The organism is Streptomyces sp. NPDC088785, assembly GCF_044750685.1.
GTDB lineage: Bacteria > Actinomycetota > Actinomycetes > Streptomycetales > Streptomycetaceae > Streptomyces.
Genome location: NZ_JBIVKH010000002.1, coordinates 405,733 through 422,715, shown reverse-complemented (window position 1 = coordinate 422,715; position 16,983 = coordinate 405,733). Strand labels below are relative to the sequence as shown.

Sequence of the window (16,983 nt, the reverse complement as noted above, 5' to 3'; positions counted from 1 at the left end):
GGTGGTCGCGCGGTGGTTTTGCTATAGGCCGCTGATAGTCCGGCGCCACACGATCTCGGCCATGGACTACGAACGGCGGCTTCCCCTCTCCGTGGCGCAGCAGGGCGTCTGGTTCGCCCATCAGCTGGATCCCTCCGGGACGCGCTACAACTGCGGCGAGCAGATCGACATCCGCGGCGACCTGGATCCCGCGGTGCTGAGGCGGGCCTGGGTGCGGTTGCGCGCCGAGGCCGAGGTGCTGCGCGTGGCGTCCGTCGGCGAGGACGCCGAGGGTCTGCGGCAGTACGTGATCGCGCCATCGGCCGAGCTGCCGCCCCTGATCGATCTGAGCCATCTCGCGAATCCGCTGGAGGCGGCCGGGAATTGGATGGACGCCGATCTGGCGACCTCCGTGGATCTGGAGAAAGGGCCGCTCTCGCACGCGGTCGTTTTCCGGCTCGGCCCGCGGCGGCTGTTGTTCTTCTACCGGATTCACCACGTGCTGGTGGATGCCTACGGTGTCCATCTGCTGCGCGGCCGGCTCGCCGAGCTGTGCGGCCGGACGCCGGGCGAGGCGCGCTTCGAGCCGCTGGGGTCCCTCGTGGAGGAGGAGGCGGAGTACCGCTCCTCGCCCGCGTTCGAGGCCGACGCCCGCTATTGGGCGGACCGGTTCGCGGACCGCCCGGAGCCCACGCTGCTGCCCGGCGCCGCGCCGGCCGGCGACCGGCCGCCGAGGCTGCGCCGGGAGGATCCGCTGCCCGCGGCCGGCCGGGCGGCGCTCGCCGCGGCGGCGCAGGCCGTCGGCGTGACCTGGCAGACGGTGCTGGTCGCCGCGACGGCCGCGTACGTGCGGCGGGTGACCGGCGACGACGACGTGATCCTCGGGCTGCCGGTCTCCGGACGCCGCGGTCCGCGTTCGCGGCGGGTGCCGGGGATGGCGACGGGCACGGTCGCGCTGCGGCTCGCCGTCCCGCTGACGGCGTCGCTGGCCGAGCTGGTCCCGGTGGTGGCCGCGGAGTTCGCGGCGGCGCTGCGGCACGAGCGCTACCGGCACGAGGACCTGTGCCGCGCGCTCGGTGTCACCGGACGCGACGCCGGGCTGCTCGGTCCGCTGGTCAACTTCATGCCGTACGAGCGCGATCTCGACTTCGGCGGTGTCCCGGGCCGCGTGACGAACCTCGCCGCGGGTCCGGCGCCCGATGTGTCGATCGCGGTCAGCGGCCGCTCCGACGGCTCGCCGGGCGCGCTGCTCTTCGACGCCGACCCCGGGCTGCACGACGCCGAGGGGCTGGCGGCGCACGCGGGGCGGCTGGCCGCGTTCGTGGCGCGGGTGGCCGGTTCCGTGCACACGCCGATCGGCGAACTGGAGCTGCTGAGCGAACGGGACCGGGCGACGCTGTCCATGGCGGGCGGGCCCGCCGCGGCGGACGGCGCGGACGTGCCGGGGCTCGTCGCCGCGGGCCCCGCCGACGCCACGGCCGTCGAGTGCGGGGACACCGCGGTGACGTACGGCGAACTCAACGCGCGGGCCGACGCGCTGGCCCGCTCGCTGCGGGCCGCGGGCGCGGGCCCCGACACCCGGGTCGCGCTGCTGATGCCGCGTACCGACCGGCTGATCGTCGCGATGCTCGCCTGCCTGCGGGCCGGCGCCGCCTATGTGCCGATCGACCCCGGCTACCCGCGGGAGCGGATCGACCATCTGCTGGCGGACGCCGCCCCGGTGTGCGTGCTCACCGAGGAGGACCGGGAGCCCGGGGCCGGGGCCGGCGGTGCGCCGGGCGGTGGGTTCCCCTCCCCCGATCCGGACACGGCCGCGTACGTCATCTACACCTCGGGCTCGACCGGCCTGCCCAAGGGGGTGGTCGTCCCGCACGGGCCGCTCGCCAACCTGGCGCTGGACCACGCCGGGCGGTTCGGTCTGGGGCCCGGCAGCCGGGTGTTGCAGTACCTCTCGCCCGGGTTCGACGCGGCCGGCGGCGACATCTGGCCCGCGCTGGTCTCCGGTGCCGCCCTGGTGCTCGCCCCGGAGACCCGGACGCTCGCCCCGGACGACCTCGCGGTGCTGCTGCGCGCCGCGCGGATCACGCATCTCGCGCTGCCGCCCGCCGTCCTCGCCTCGCTGCCCGAGGTGCGGCTGCCGGACCTGGACGTGCTGATCGTCGGCGGCGAGGCCGTCGACGAGGCGCTGGTGGCCCGCTGGGCGCCGGGGCGGCGCATGTTCAACATGTACGGCCCGACCGAGACGACGGTCGCGGCGACCGGTCACGGGCCGCTGCGCGGCGGGGGCCGGCCGCCGATCGGCCGCCCGGTCAGGGGCGTTCGGGTCCATGTGCTTGACGAGCGGCTCGACCCGGTGCCGGTCGGCTGCCCCGGGGAGCTGTACATCGCGGGTGCCGGAGTGGCCCGCGGCTACCACGACCGGCCCGCGCTGACCGCGGACCGCTTCCTGCCCTGCCCCTTCGGCCCGGCCGGGGCGCGCATGTACCGGACCGGGGACCGGGTCCGGGTGCGTCCGGACGGCGCGATCGAGTATCTCGGCCGCGGTGACGGGCAGTTCAAGCTGCGCGGGCTGCGGATGGAGGCGGGCGAGATCGAGGCCGTGCTCGGCCGGCACCCCGGGGTGCGGGCCGCGGCCGTCGCGGTCCGCGAGGACCGGCCGGGCGCCAGGCGGCTGGTCGGCTATCTGGTCCCGGCGGGGCCGCTCGACCCGGCCGAGGTGCGGGAGGCGGCCCGGCGGGTGCTGCCGGAGGCCATGGTGCCCGAGGTGCTGGTGGTGCTCGACGCCCTGCCGCTGACCCCGCACGGCAAGGTCGACCGGCGGGCCCTGCCCGCCCCGGCGGCGGTGCCGGAGCCGGCGGCCGCCGCGGACCGGCCCGGCTCCCCCGTCGAGGAGACGCTGTGCGCCCTGTTCGCCGGGGTGCTGGGCCTGGAGCGGGTCGGCACCCGGGTGTCGTTCTTCGACCGGGGCGGGGACAGCATCATGGCGCTGCAACTGGTCAGCCGGGCCCGCCGGGCGGGGCTGGTCATCACCTCGCGCGAGGTGTTCCTGCACCCGACGGTCACCGAACTCGCGCAGGTCGCACGCCCGTTGGCCGACGACGAGGTCGCGGAGCCGGCGGGCGCGGGGGTCGGCGAGGTGCCGCCCACCCCGATCGTCGCCTGGCTCGCCGAGCAGGACGTCCCCACTGACCGCTTCAGCCAGTCGGTGCTGGTGCGCACCCCCGCGGGCACCACTCCCGACGGCCTGCGGCAGGGGCTGCGCACCCTCGTGGACCACCACGACGCGCTGCGCCTGCGGGTGCGGGACGGCGGACGCCTGGAGGTCGGGGCGCCCGGCACGGTCGCCCCCGAACTGAGCGTCGCGGAGCCGGGCACCGAGCAGCGGGCGGCGGCGCGGGACCGGCTCGACCCGGCGCGCGGCGTCCTGCACCAGGCCGTCTGGTTCCCCGGCGGCCCCGGCGCGCCCGGCCGGCTCGAACTGACCGTGCACCACCTGGCCGTCGACGGGGTGTCCTGGCGGGTGCTCCTCCAGGACCTGGCGGCGGCGACGGCCGGTGACCCGCTGCCCGCCGTGGGCACCTCGCTGCGCACCTGGGCGCACCGGCTCACCGAGGCGGCGCCCGCCCGCGCCGCCGAACTGCCCCTGTGGGAGGGGATCGCGCGGACCCCCGACCCGGGGACCGCGGCCCGCGGGCTCGACCCGGCGACCGACCTGTTCGCCACCGCCCGCACCCTGGAGGTGACGCTCCCGCCGGGGACGACCGGCGCGCTGCTCACCGAGGTGCCCGCCGCGTTCGGCGCCGGGGTCGGCGAGGTGCTGCTCACCGCCCTCGCGCTGGCCTACCGGCGCTGGCGCGGGGCGGACGGCGCGGTGCTGTGCGACCTGGAGGGCCACGGCCGCGAGGACATCGTCCCCGGCGCCCGGCTCGACCGCACGGTCGGCTGGTTCACCAGCATGTACCCGGTCCGGGTCGACCCGGGCGCGGTCTCCTGGCCCGACGTCGAGGCGGCGGGCCCGGCCCTGGGCGACGCGCTGAAGCAGGTCAAGGAGCAGCTGCGGGCGCTGCCCGACCACGGCATCGGCTACGGCCTGCTGCGCCATCTGCACGAGCCGTCGCGGGCCCGGCTGGCGGCGCTGCCCGCGCCGCGCCTCGGCTTCAACTACCTGGGCCGGTTCGCGTCGGGCCGGGACGCCGACTGGGAGCTGGCCGAGGGCGGGTTCCACGCCGACGCCGATCCGCGGATGCCCTGCGCGCACGAGGTGGAGATCGTCGCGGCCACCTTCGACGGCCCGGCCGGGCCCGAGCTGACCGCCACCCTGCACTGGCCGCGGGCGCTGTTCACCGAGGAGCGGATCGCCGGGCTGGCCGGCCTGTTCCGGACGGCCCTTGAGGCCCTGGCCGCGCACGGGAGGGCCCCGGGGGCGGGCGGACTCACCCCGTCCGACGTGCCGTTGACCGGCCTGGACCAGACCGCGATCGACGAGCTGGCCGAGGAGTACGGGCCGCTCACCGACCTGCTGCCGCTCTCCCCGTTGCAGGAGGGCTTCCTGGTCCACAGCCTGCGCACGGAGAGCACGCTCGACGTGTACGCGGCCCAGCTGAGCCTCGATCTCGACGGCGACCTGGACGCCGCCCGGATGCGGGCGGCGGCCGAGGCCGCCCTGGAGCGGCACACCAATCTGCGGGCCGCCTTCTACTACGGCGATCTCGACGAGCCGGTCCAGGTGCTGCCCGCGCGGGTCGAACTGCCGTGGCGGGAGGGCGATGTGAGCGGGCTGCCCGATCCGGCGGCCGAGGCCGCGCGGCTCGCCGCGGCGGACCGCACCGACCGCTTCGACCTGGCCCGGCCGCCCCTGCTGCGGCTGCGGCTGCTGCGCCTCGGAGCGCGCCGCCACCGACTGGTGCTGACGGTCCATCACATCCTGTGGGACGGCTGGTCGACGTCGGTGCTCGTCCGGGAGCTGTGCTCCCTGTACGCGGGCCGGGAGCTGCCGCCGCTCACCCCGTACGGGCGCTACGCGTCCTGGCTCGCCGGCCGGGACCGGGACGCCGCGCGCACCGCCTGGCGCGACGCCCTGGCCGGGCTGCCCGGGCCGACGCTGGTCGGCGCGCAGGCCCGGACGGAGGTGGCGCACGAGCTGGCCGTCCGCGCACTCGACGAGGACACCACCCGGGAGCTGACGGCGCGGGCCGCGGCGCACGGGCTGACGCTGAACACGGTCGTCCAGGGCGCCTGGGCCCTGGTCGTCGGGGAGCTGACCGGCAGCCGCGACGTGGTCTTCGGGTCGTCGGTGTCGGGCCGGCCGCCCGAACTGCCCGGCGTCGAGGGCATGGTCGGCCTGTTCACCAACACCGTCCCGGTCCGGGTCCGGTTCACCGACGGCGAGCCGTTCCTCGGCGCACTGCACCGGCTCCAGCGGGAGCAGGCCGCCCTCCAGCCGCACGACCATCTCGGCCTGGCCGAGATCCAGCGGGCCGCGGGCCTGCGCACGCTGTTCGACACCACCACGCTGTTCGTCAACTACCCGATGGATCCGGCCTCCTGGGCCGCGGCGCTGGACGGCCGGCTGCGGATCACCGCGTTCGAGGCGGCGGACGACACCCACTTCCCGCTGCGCCTCGCGGTCGTCCCGGGCGCCCGGCTCTCGCTGCGGCTCGGGTACCGGCCCGACGCCTTCGGCCACGCCGAGGCGGACCGGCTGGCCGCCCGCTGCGCGCGGGTGCTCGAAGCGGTCGCGCTCGGCCCGGACCCCCTGGTGCGCGAGCTGTCCACTCTTCTCACGGAAGGCACGTCATGACCGAGGACCACATATTCACCCTCACCGCGGCGGAGCGGGACGAGATCGCGGCCGTCGCCGGGGCGCTCGCCGAGGTGGAGCCCCGCCTGGTCGACGACCGGACCTGGCTGGACGCCTGCCGCGGCATGTCGGAGCGGCTGCCGGAGCGGCTGCGCCGCCGGCTGCGCGACTTCCGGCACGACCCCCTGCTGGAGGGGGTGCTGCTGGTCCGCAATCTGCCCGTGGGCCCCGCCCTCGCGCCGACCCCGACGGTCTACGACTCGGTCGAGCGGACGGCCACCCCGGCCGCCGGCACCACCGCCCTGGTCTCCATGCAGATCGGCGAGGTCATCGCGTACCGCGACGAGAAGAGCGGCGCCCTGGTGCAGAACGTCGTCCCGGTGGCGGGGCGCGAGGAGCAGCAGAGCAACGCCGGTTCCGTCCCGCTCGAACTGCACGTCGAGAACGCGTTCCACCCGCACCGCCCCGACATGGTCTCGCTGTTCTGCGTGCGCCCCGATCACGACGGCGGCGCGGGGCTGCGGGTCGCCTCCGTGCGCAGGGCCGCGGCGCTGCTCCCGCACGACGTGCGCAAGGTGCTCGGCGAGGAGCGGTTCCGCACCGAGGTGCCGCCGTCCTTCGGCGCCCCCGGCGGCCAGGCGTCGCCGCACGCGATCCTGCACGGCGACTTCGACGACCCGGACGTGCGCGTCGACTTCCACGCCACGCACCCGGCGGACGACGGGGCGGCCGAGGCGATGACGGTGCTGCGGGCCGCCCTCGACACCGTCACCCGGGCCGTCTACCTGCGCCCGGGCGACCTCGCGGTCGTCGACAACCGGGTCACCCTGCACGGCAGGACCCACTTCACGCCGCGCTACGACGGCGAGGACCGCTGGCTGCACCGGACCTTCATCCACCTCGACCACCGCCGCTCGCGCGCGCTGCGCGCCGACAACGGGCAGGTGCTGTCGTGAAGCGGCCCGTCCTGCTGTTCGCGGCCCTCGTGCTGGGCCTGGTCCCCGCGGTGCCCGCCGCGGCGGGCGGCGGCGAGCGGTCCGGCAGGCCGGAGGTGGCCGTGATCGGCACCGGCGGCACCATCACCGGCGTCGCGAAGGACCGGGCCGAATTCGAGGACTACGACGGCAGCGCGCTGCCGATCGCGGACGTCGTCGACGGGCTGCGGCCCGAACTCGACGCGGTGGCCGCGGTCTCCGCCCAGGAGGGCCCGGAGGAGACCGCGATGACCGACTACTACGACCTGTCCCGGCAGGTCGACCGGGCGCTGCGCTCGGCGGACGCCGTCGTCGTCACCTCGGGCACCAAGTCCCTCGAAGAGCTGGCCTACTTCCTCGACCTGACGGTCCGCAGTCCCAAGCCCGTGGTGGTGACCGGCTCGATGCGGCCGTCCAACGTGTTCGGCGCGGACGGCCCCGCGAACCTGTACGACGCCGTGCTGCTCGCCGCCAGCGGGCGCACCCGGTGCTTCGGCACCGTCGTCACGTTCAACAACGAGATCCTGGCCGCGCGCGAGGCGACCAAGACCACCACCGTGCGGCCCGACGCCTTCCAGGCCAGGGACGTGGGCGCGCTCGGCACCGTCGACGGCGACCGGGTGCGCCTGCTGCGGGCGCCCGCCCGGATCCAGCGGTGCGGCGAGGACGGCTGGCGCACCCCGTTCGACCTGTCCGGCATCCGGCGCGACGCGCTGCCCCGTACCGAGGTCGTCGCCTCCTACCCGGACGCCGGCGGCGAGGCGATCACCGCGTTCGCCGACGCGGGCGTGCGGGGCATCGTCGTCGCCGGCGATCCGTCGGACGGCGAGGCCGCCGCGCTGGGCAAGGTCCTCGGCAGGGGCGTGACCGTGGTGGCCGCGACGCGCACCGGGTCCGGTGCCGTCTACGACGCCCACGCCCCCGGGGTGCTGCCCGCCGAGGACCTGCTGCCGCAGAAGGCCCGGATCCTGCTGCTGCTCACCCTCGCCACCACCCGGCAGGCCCCGGACATCGCCCGGCGGTTCGCCCGCTACGGCGTCCCGCAGTTCACGTCCTGACCCGCTCCCCCGTACCTCCGAAGGAGACCTGTCATGAGTGCCCCGATGCCCGTCCCCGAGCTGGTGGCCCGGCAGATCGCGCTGACCCCGGACCGGCCGGCGGTTGCCGCGGCCGGCAGGCAGCTGACCTACGCCGAGCTGGGTTCGAGGGCCGATGCCCTGGCCCACCGCCTCATCGCCCGCGGCGCCGAACCCGACCGCCCGGTCGGCGTGCTGCTGCCGCGCGGCGTCGACCTCGTCGTCGCCCTGCTCGCCGTCTGGCGGGCGGGCGCCGCCTACCTGCCGCTCGACCCCGGCCATCCGCCCGCCCGGCTGTCCGGGCTGGTCGGGCGGTCCGGGACCGCCCTGATCGTCACCGACGGCGCCGGGCACGACACCGTCACGGCCACCGGCGCGACGCCGGTGCTCACCGGCGACGCCGCCCCGGCCGCCGGGTCCGCGCCGGTGCCCGCCGACCCGCGGGGCGCGGCGTACGTGCTGCACACCTCGGGTTCGACCGGCCGCCCCAAGGGCGTCGTCGTCGACCACGCCGGCCTCGCCAACCGCATCCGGTGGGCCGTCGAGGGGCTCGGCCTGCGCGCCGCCGACCGGGTGCTCCAGAAGACGCCGGTGACGTTCGACGCGGCGGGCTGGGAGATCTTCGCGCCGCTCACCGTCGGCGGCACGGTCGTGCTCGCGCCGCCCGGCGCCGAGCGGGACCCGGCTGCGCTGCTGGAGGCCGTCGCCGACACCGGCACGAGCGTGCTCCAGGTGGTGCCGTCCGTGCTGCGCGAGCTGCTCGACGCGGACGGCTGGGAGCGCTGCTCCGCCCTGCGCGTGGTGGCCTGCGCCGGGGAACCGCTGCACGCCGAGCCGGCCCAGCGGCTGCTCGCCCTGGCGCCGCCCGGGCTCGCGCTGTGGAACACGTACGGGCCGACCGAGTGCTCCATCGACATCACCGCCCACCGCTTCGACCCGGCCCAGCGGTCCGGGCCGGTGCCGATCGGCCGGCCGATCGACGGCATGCGCGTCCTCGTCCTGGACGAGGACGGCGCGCCGGTCGCCGCGGGGGCGGCGGGCGAGCTGTACGCGGGTGGGGCGGGCGTCGCCCGCGGGTACCTGGGCCGCGCCGACCTGACCGCCGAGCGGTTCGTGCCGGACCCGGCCGGGCCCGCCGGGGCGCGGCTGTACCGCACCGGCGACCTGGTCAGGGCGGGTGCGGACGGCGTCCTGGAGTACCTGGGGCGCATCGACCGGCAGGTCAAGATCAACGGGGTCCGGATCGAGCCCGGCGAGATCGAGGCCGTCCTGGAGGCGCACCCCGGGGTCGGCGGCGCCGCCGTCGTCCCGGTCGAGGCGCCGGGCGGCGGAGCGGCGCTGGCCGCCTTCGTCCGGGCGGACCGGGTCCCGGACGGGCTGCGCGACCATCTCGCCGAGCGGCTGCCCGGCACGCACGTGCCGTCGGTGCTGACGGCGGTCGAGCGGTTCCCGACGACGTCCAGCGGCAAGCTGGACCGCACGGCGCTGGCCGCACTGGCGGTCCCGGCCGTCCCGGCCGCCCCGGCCGGGCCCGCCCGCCAGGAGTCCGCCGCCGAGCGGGCGGTGGCGCGGGTGTGGTGCGAGCTGTTCCGGACCGACGCCATCGACGTGGACACGGACTTCTACCAACTGGGCGGGACGTCGCTCCAGTTCACCCGGCTGGTCAACCGGCTGCGCAAGGCGACCGGGCAGGACCTGGCCCTCGGCGATCTGCTGAACGCGACCACGATCGCCGCCCAGGCCCGCCTGCTGGCCGGGCCCGCCGAGCCCGAGGGCCCGACGCCGCTGCCGCGCACCGGCCCGCTCCCGCTGTCGTTCGGGCAGCGCCGCCTGTGGGTCCTCGACCGGATGCGGCCGCGCAGCCGCGAGTGGGTGTCGGCGCTGTTCCTGCCGGTGCCGGACGGCGCCGGCGAGGAGCAGATCGCCGCCGCGCTCGGCCTCCTGGTGGAGCGGCACGAGGCGCTGCGGACCGCCTTCGTCGTCGAGGACGGCGAGCCGATGCAGCTGATCCAGGCGCCGGCCCCGCTGGAGCTGACCACGGTCACGGCCGCCGCCGAGGAGCTGCCCGCCGTGCTCGACCGGGAGCTGGAGCGCGGTTTCGACCTGGCGGGCGGGCCGCTGGCCCGGGCGCTGCTCGCGACCGACCCCGCGCCGGGGGGCCGCCGGGTGCTGGTGCTCTCGGTGCACCACATCATCTGCGACGGCTGGTCCTCCTCCGTCCTGGAGCGCGAGTTCGCCGCCGTCCTGGACGCGGTGCGCACCGGCCGCCCGGCCGGCCTGCCCGCGCTGGCGATCCAGTACGCCGACTACGCCTCCTGGCAGCGGGACCGGATCACGCCGGACCGGGCCGAGCGGGAACTGACGTACTGGCGCAAGGCGCTGGAGGGCGCGGTGCCGCTGGAGCCGCGCGCCGACCACCCGCGTCCGGCGACCAGGGACGGCCGCGGCGCGATGGTGGCGCTGGAGCTCTCGCCGCAGGTCACCGCGGCCCTCACCGAGCTGGGCCGGGCCCACGGCGCGACCCCGTTCATGACGCTGCTCACCGGCTTCGCCACGCTGCTGGCGCGGCAGACCGGGCAGTGGGACGTGGTGGTCGGCACCCCGGTGGCGGGCCGCGACCGGCCCGGGACCGAGGGCGTCGTCGGGTTCTTCCTCAACAGCCTCGTGCTGCGGCTCGGCCTGGACGGCTCGCTGTCCTTCGGCGCCGGGCTCGACCGGGTCAAGGACGCGTGCCGGGAGGCGTTCGCCCACCAGGAGCTGCCCTTCGAGCAGCTCGTCGCCGCGCTGGCGCCGGAGCGCGACGCCGCCCGCACCCCGCTGTACCAGGTCGCCTTCGACCTGCACGACGAGGAGTCGACCGGCTCCGCCACCGACCCGGCCGACCTCGCGACGCTGGTCGACGTCTCGCGGATCGCGAAGACGGACCTGACCCTGTACCTGCGCCGCCGTCCCGACGGCGGGATGTCCGGCGGTCTCGAGTACGCGACCTCGCTGTTCCGGCGGGACACCGTCGAGCGGATGGCGGCCCAGTTCGTGCTGCTGCTGGGGCAGGCCGCGGGCCGGCCCCGGGACCGTCTCGACGCCCTCGGCCTGCTCCCGGCCGCCGAGCGCGCGGCCCTGCTGCGCTGGAGCGGCACCCCCGCCCCCGCGTACACGGCCGACGCCCCCGGACTCTTCGAGCGGCAGGCCGCCGCCACGCCCGACGCGACGGCCCTGGCGACCGAGGCCGGCAAGGTCTCCTTCGCCGAACTCGACCGGCGGGCCAACCGGGTGGCGCACCGGCTGCGGGAGCACGGCGCGGGCCCCGACACGGTCGTCGGCGTCCTGGTCGACCGGGGCGCCGACCTGATGGCCGCGCTGCTCGGCGTCTGGAAGGCGGGCGCCGCGTACCTGCCGATGGAGCCGGGCACCCCCGCCGAGCGCGTGCGGTACATGCTGGCCGACTCCGGGGCGCGGCTGCTGGTCTGCGACACCGCCCCGGAGGGCGTCGCCGCCGACGGGGTGACGACGCTGTCGCCCGCGCACCGCACGGGCGACGCCTCGCGGCCCGCCCGGTCGGCCGATCCGGACCGGCTCGCCTACGTGATCTACACCTCCGGCTCGACGGGCCGGCCCAAGGGCGTGGAGATCACCCATGCCGGGCTCGCGGGTCATCTGCGGTGGGCCGTCGACGCATTGGCGCTCGCCGCGCCCGGGGGCGCGGCGGTGTTCACCTCGGTCGCCTTCGACCTCGGCGTCCCCAACCTGTGGGCGGGCCTGCTGGCGGGCCGACCGACGACGCTGCTGCCGCAGGACCTGGAGCTGACCGAGCTGGGCGACCGGCTGACCGCCGCCGCCCCGCTGGCCTTCCTCAAGCTCACCCCCGGCCACCTGGAGATCCTCTCCGGCCTCCCCGAGGAGCGGATCGCGGGTCTCGCCGCCCGGATCGTCGTCGCGGGCGAGGCGCTGCCGCCCGCGCTCGCCGAACGCTGGGCGTCGCTCCTCGGCCCCGGCCGGCTGATCAACGAATACGGGCCGACCGAGGCGTCCGTGGGCACCTGCGTGCACCCGGTCCCGGCGGGCCCGGTGCGCGGCAGCGTCCCGATCGGGCGGCCGCTGCCCGGGGTGCGGATGCACGTGGTCGACTCCTGGCTCCGGCCGGTGCCGATCGGCGCGGTCGGTGAACTGTGCGTCGGCGGCGCGGGGGTGGCCCGCGGCTACACCGGCCGGCCGGCGCTGACCGCCCGGCGGTTCGTGCCCGACCCCTTCGGGGAGGCGGGGCAGCGGCTGTACCGGACCGGGGACCTGGTGCGGGTGCTGGACGGCGGCGCGGTGGAGTTCCTCGGCCGCGCCGACACCCAGGTCAAGATCCGCGGCTACCGCGTCGAGCTCGCCGAGATCGCGGCGGTGGTCACCGAGCACCCGCGGGTGCGGCAGGCCGTGGCCACCGCGCACGACGGCCGGATCGCGGTCGCCTACGTCCCGGACGGGGAGGCGCCCGCCGACCCCTCGCTCCTGGAGCTGTGCGCCGCCCGGCTGCCCGCGTACATGCTGCCCACCGCGTTCACCGCGCTGGCCGCGATGCCGCTGAACGCCAACGGCAAGATCGACCGCTCGGCGCTCCCCCGCCCGGCGGCCCCCGCCGAGGGGCTCGTGGCGCCGCGCGGCGTCGTCGAGGAGCGGGTCGCGGAGATCTTCGCCGAGCTGCTCGCGGTCCCGGTCGGCGCGCACACCGGGTTCTTCCGGGCCGGCGGCAACTCGATCCTCGCGATCCGGCTGGTCGCCGCCCTCCAGGACGCCTTCGACGTGGACCTGCCGATCCGGGCCGTCTTCGAGGGCCCGAGCGTCGCCGAACTGGCGTCGCTGATCGAGGAACTGATCCGCTCCGAGCTCGACGCCATGTCCGATGCCGAGCTGACCGCCTACGGAAAGGAGGACGTCGATGGACTTCGCCCTGACGAGCGAGCAGCAGCAGCGTCGTGACCATCTGCTGGCCGCCATCGAGACCGAACTGCCGGGCCGCCGGCGCACGGACCCGGCGGACCATTTCGACCGGGACGACTGGGGCCGGGCCGCGGCCCTCGGGCTGACCGGCCTGTGCCTGCCGGAGGAGTCCGGCGGCGCCGGGCTCGGCGCCCTGGACACCGCGCTGTGCCTGGAGGCGTTCGGCCAGGGCTGCCTGGACACCGGGCTCGCCTTCGGGGTCGCGGCCCACCTGCTGGCCTGCGCGGTGCCGATCCGCGACTTCGCCGGCGCCGAGGTGCGGGACGAACTCCTGAAGGGGCTCGCGGCGGGTTCGCTGATCGCGTCCAACGCCATCACCGAGGACGCGGCGGGCTCCGACTCGGCCCGGCTGGAGATGACGGCCGTCCGCGACGGCGACCACTACGTGATCGACGGGGTGAAGTCGTTCGCGAGCAACGCCCCGCTGTCCGACGTGATCGTGACCTACGCGGTCACCCAGCCCGCGGCCGGTTTCCTCGGCACCAGCGGCTTCGCGGTCCCGCGCGAGCTGCCCGGCGTGAGCATCGGGCCGCCGCTGGAGAAGATGGGCCTGCACGGCTGCCCGGCCGGGCGCATCACCTTCGACGGGGTGCGGGTCCCGGCCCGGTACCTGCTGGGCACCGAGGGCCAGGGCCGGATGATCTTCCAGCACTCGATGGGCTGGGAGCGGGCCTGCCTGTTCGCGATCTACCTCGGCGTGATGACGTACCAGCTCCAGCGGTGCGTCGCCCACGTCCGCTCGCGCAAGCAGTTCGGCCGCCGGCTCTCCGACTTCCAGGCCGTCTCGCACAAGATCTCGGTCATGTCGGAGCGCCTGGAGGGCGCGCGGCTGCTGCTGTACCGCGCGTGCTGGCTCACCGACCAGGGCGGCGCGGACGCGGGCGCCGTGTCCCTGGCCAAGGTCGCGGTCTCCGAGGCCGCCGTCGCCAACGCCCGGGACGCCGTCCAGGTGTTCGGCGGCATCGGCTACCTCGCCTCGACCGGCATCGAGCAGCAGCTGCGCGACGCCGTGCCCAGCACGCTGTTCTCCGGCACGACCGAGATCCACCGGAGCGTCATAGCAAGGGAGAGAGGGCTGTGAACCTGCACGAGCTGGTCGCACGATCCGCCCGGCTGCATCCCGACCGCGTGGCCGTCTCGGCCGCCGGCCGCGAGCTGAGCTACCGGGAACTCGACCGCCGGGCGAACGCCTTCGCCCGGCTCCTGTCCCGGGCCGGCGTCGGCCGCGGCGACCGCGTCGTCCTGTGGGGCGACAAGGCGCCCTCGGTCCTGGTGGCGATGCAGGCGGCGCTGCGCCTGGGCGCCGTCTACGTGCCCCAGGACGGCACGGCGCCGCTCGCCCGGGTCGTCACCGTGGCCCGCGACAGCGGCGCCCGCGTCGTCTGCTCGACGGGGCCGCGCCTGGCCGGGATCCGCTCGGCGCTCGGGGCCGGCGTCGCGGTGCTCGACCTGGAGGAGACGCTGCACGGCGGCGCCCAGGTGCCGGTCGCCGAGGCCGAGGTGAAGCCCGACGACCCGGCGTTCATCCTCTACACGTCCGGCTCCACCGGCACGCCCAAGGGCGTGTGCATCAGCCACCGCAACGCCCGCGCCTTCGTCGACTGGGCCGTGGAGCTGCTCGGCGCCGGGCCGGGCGACCGCTTCGCCAATCACGCGCCGCTCGTCTTCGACCTGTCGGTCCTCGATCTGTACGCCGCGTTCTCGGTCGGCGCCGCGGTCCACCTGGTGCCTGCCGAACTGGCCTATGCACCGGGCGAGTTGGTGGACTTCCTGCACCGGGAGCGGATCACCGTCTGGTACTCGGTGCCGTCGGCGCTGATCCTGATGATCCGCGGCGGCGGGCTGCTGGACCGGCCCGCGCCCGCGGACCTGCGGGCGGTGCTGTTCGCCGGGGAGCCGTTCCCGATCACCCACGTCCGCCGGCTCGCCGCGTGGACGCGGGCCCGGCTGCTCAATCTGTACGGCCCGACCGAGACCAACGTGTGCACCTGGCACGAGGTGAGCCCGGCCGACCTCGACCGGGACCGTCCCGTGCCGATCGGCCGGGCCGCGAGCGGCGACGAGGCCTGGGCCAGGACCGACGCGGGCACCGTCGCCGCCCCGGGAGAGCAGGGCGAACTGATCGTCGCGGGCCCGACGGTGATGCTCGGCTACTGGGGCCGGGGCCCCTGCCCCGAGGAGTACGCCACCGGCGACATCGTCACCGTGCTGCCCGACGGCTCCTTCGACTACGTGGGCCGCCGCGACCACGCGGTGAAGGTCCGCGGCCACCGGATCGAACTCGGCGAGATCGAGGCGACCTGCGACGCCCACGAGCAGGTGGACAGCGCGGCCGTCGTGGTGGCCGGCGAGGGCATGGACGCCCGGCTCGTCGCCTTCGTCGTCCCCGTGGACGGCGCCCGGCCCGGCGCGCTCGCGCTGCGCCGGCACCTCGCGGAGCGGCTGCCCAGCTACATGATCACCGACCACGTGCACCTCCTGACCGACCTGCCCAGAACCCGTAACGGAAAGATCGACCGCCCGGAGCTGGTCCGGCGGCATCTGACCCTCTCGAAAGGACGCTCATGAACACCGATGCCGTGACCGGCCGACTGCTGGACTTCATCAGGACCGAGTTCCTCTGGTCCGACGACGGGGTCACGATCGACGCCACCACCCCGCTCCTCGAATGGGGGATCGTCGACTCGCTGCGGATCGCGCTGCTCCAGGCCTTCATCCTCAACGAGTGGGACGTCTCCGTGCCCGCCGCCCGGATCGACGCGAAGAACTTCAAGAACGCGGGCTCGATCGCCGCGATGATCTGCGAGCTGGACAAGGAGACCGTCTGATGGCCGCCCTCGACTTCGACGTCGCCGTGCTCGGCGGCGGGCCCGCCGGCTCGACCGCCGCCTCCTACCTGGCCCGCGCCGGGCTCTCCGTGATCGTCCTGGAGAGCGAGACCTTCCCCCGGCCGCACGTGGGCGAGTCGCTGGTGCCCGCCACCACTCCCGTGCTCCTGGAGATCGACGCCCTCGACAAGATCGACGAGGCCGACTTCCCGCGCAAGTACGGGGCGTCGTGGACCTCGGCCGAATCGCGGGACATCCCCCGGCTCGGCTTCAGCGGCCTCCAGCACGACTGGACGGCCGACATCCAGTTCGTCGAGCGCGACCAGCAGGGCGTGGACCGCGACTACACGTTCCACGTCGACCGCTCCCGCTTCGACTCGATCCTGCTGCGCCACGCCCAGGAGCAGGGCGCGACCGTGATCAACGGCGCCCGGGTGCTCGGCGTCGACTTCGGTGACCCCGAGGTCGTCGTGCGGACCCGCATCGCGGGCAAGCCGGTCGCGTACACGGTCGGCATGGTCGTGGACGCCTCGGGCCGCTCGACCGTGCTCGGCCGCCAGCTCAGGACCAAGGTGGCGGACCCGGTCTTCGACCAGTACGCCGTGCACGCCTGGTTCGAGGGGCTCGACCGGGAGGCGCTGTCGACCTCCGCGGCCCAGGCCGAACACATCTACGTGCACTTCCTGCCGATCAAGGACTCCTGGGTCTGGCAGATCCCGATCACCGACAAGATCACCAGCATCGGTGTGGTCACCCAGAAGAAGCGCTTCAAGGAGGGCAGCGGCGATCTGGACGAGTTCTTCTGGGACTTCGTCGGCAGCCGCCCCGAACTCCAGGACGCGCTCAAGGGCTGCCGCCAGGTCCGCCCGCTGAAGGCCGAGGGCGACTACAGCTACTCGGTGAAGGAGATCACCGGCGACCGCTACGTCCTGATCGGCGACGCCGCCCGCTTCGTGGACCCGATCTTCTCCAGCGGTGTCAGCGTGGCGCTCAACAGCGCCCGGATCGCCTCGCGGGACATCATCGCGGCGCACGCCGCGGGCGACTACGCCAAGGAGCGGTTCGACACCTACGAGCGCAAGATCCGCAGCGCGGTGAAGTACTGGTACGAGTTCATCTCGATCTACTACCGGCTGAACGTGCTCTTCACCGCCTTCGTCCAGGACCCCCGCTACCGCAAGGACGTCCTGAAGATGCTCCAGGGCGACGTGTACGACGACGAGGAGCCCAAGGCGCTGACCGCGATGCGCGAGGCGGTGGCCGCGGTCGAGGCCAACCCCGACCACCTGTGGCACCCGTATCTGGGCACCCTCAAGGCGACCCGGTGACCCCGGTCCCGCACC

8 protein-coding genes are annotated in these 16,983 nt (G+C 75.5%); all 8 read left to right on the top strand.

The genetic code is table 11. The features are described 5' to 3' along the window. Nucleotides 1-61 precede the first annotated feature (61 nt). From ACIP5K_RS07585 to ACIP5K_RS07550, 8 genes are read left to right on the top strand one after another with little or no spacing between them, the layout of a single operon-like run. Nucleotides 62-5,779 carry an amino acid adenylation domain-containing protein gene (locus ACIP5K_RS07585; RefSeq protein ID WP_401406250.1) on the top strand — a complete coding sequence of 1,906 codons (5,718 nt, stop codon included), beginning with the start codon at nt 62-64 and terminating at the stop codon, nt 5,777-5,779. Beyond that, nucleotides 5,776-6,735 carry a TauD/TfdA family dioxygenase gene (locus ACIP5K_RS07580; protein ID WP_401406247.1) on the top strand — a complete coding sequence of 320 codons (960 nt, stop codon included), beginning with the start codon at nt 5,776-5,778 and terminating at the stop codon, nt 6,733-6,735. The genes ACIP5K_RS07585 and ACIP5K_RS07580 overlap by 4 nt, the downstream gene beginning before the upstream one ends. After that, nucleotides 6,732-7,811: an asparaginase gene (locus ACIP5K_RS07575; RefSeq protein WP_401406244.1), complete on the top strand. Its 1,080-nt coding sequence runs from the start codon at nt 6,732-6,734 to the stop codon at nt 7,809-7,811. The genes ACIP5K_RS07580 and ACIP5K_RS07575 overlap by 4 nt, the downstream gene beginning before the upstream one ends. 33 nt (nt 7,812-7,844) lie before the next feature. Then, nucleotides 7,845-12,791 carry an amino acid adenylation domain-containing protein gene (locus ACIP5K_RS07570; RefSeq protein ID WP_401406241.1) on the top strand — a complete coding sequence of 1,649 codons (4,947 nt, stop codon included), beginning with the start codon at nt 7,845-7,847 and terminating at the stop codon, nt 12,789-12,791. Next, complete coding sequence (locus ACIP5K_RS07565) at nt 12,751-13,893, top strand: acyl-CoA dehydrogenase family protein (protein WP_401406238.1); 1,143 nt, start codon at nt 12,751-12,753, stop codon at nt 13,891-13,893. Before ACIP5K_RS07570 ends, ACIP5K_RS07565 begins: the two co-directional genes overlap by 41 nt. Then, entirely contained in the window at nt 13,890-15,380 is a 1,491-nt protein-coding gene (locus ACIP5K_RS07560) for an amino acid adenylation domain-containing protein (RefSeq protein WP_401406235.1), read from the top strand. Before ACIP5K_RS07565 ends, ACIP5K_RS07560 begins: the two co-directional genes overlap by 4 nt. Continuing rightward, nucleotides 15,377-15,640, top strand: coding sequence for an acyl carrier protein (locus tag ACIP5K_RS07555; protein ID WP_401406231.1), 264 nt, complete (start codon nt 15,377-15,379; stop codon nt 15,638-15,640). The genes ACIP5K_RS07560 and ACIP5K_RS07555 overlap by 4 nt, the downstream gene beginning before the upstream one ends. After that, entirely contained in the window at nt 15,640-16,968 is a 1,329-nt protein-coding gene (locus ACIP5K_RS07550; protein ID WP_401406228.1) for an NAD(P)/FAD-dependent oxidoreductase, read from the top strand. Before ACIP5K_RS07555 ends, ACIP5K_RS07550 begins: the two co-directional genes overlap by 1 nt. Nucleotides 16,969-16,983: the final 15 nt, after the last annotated feature.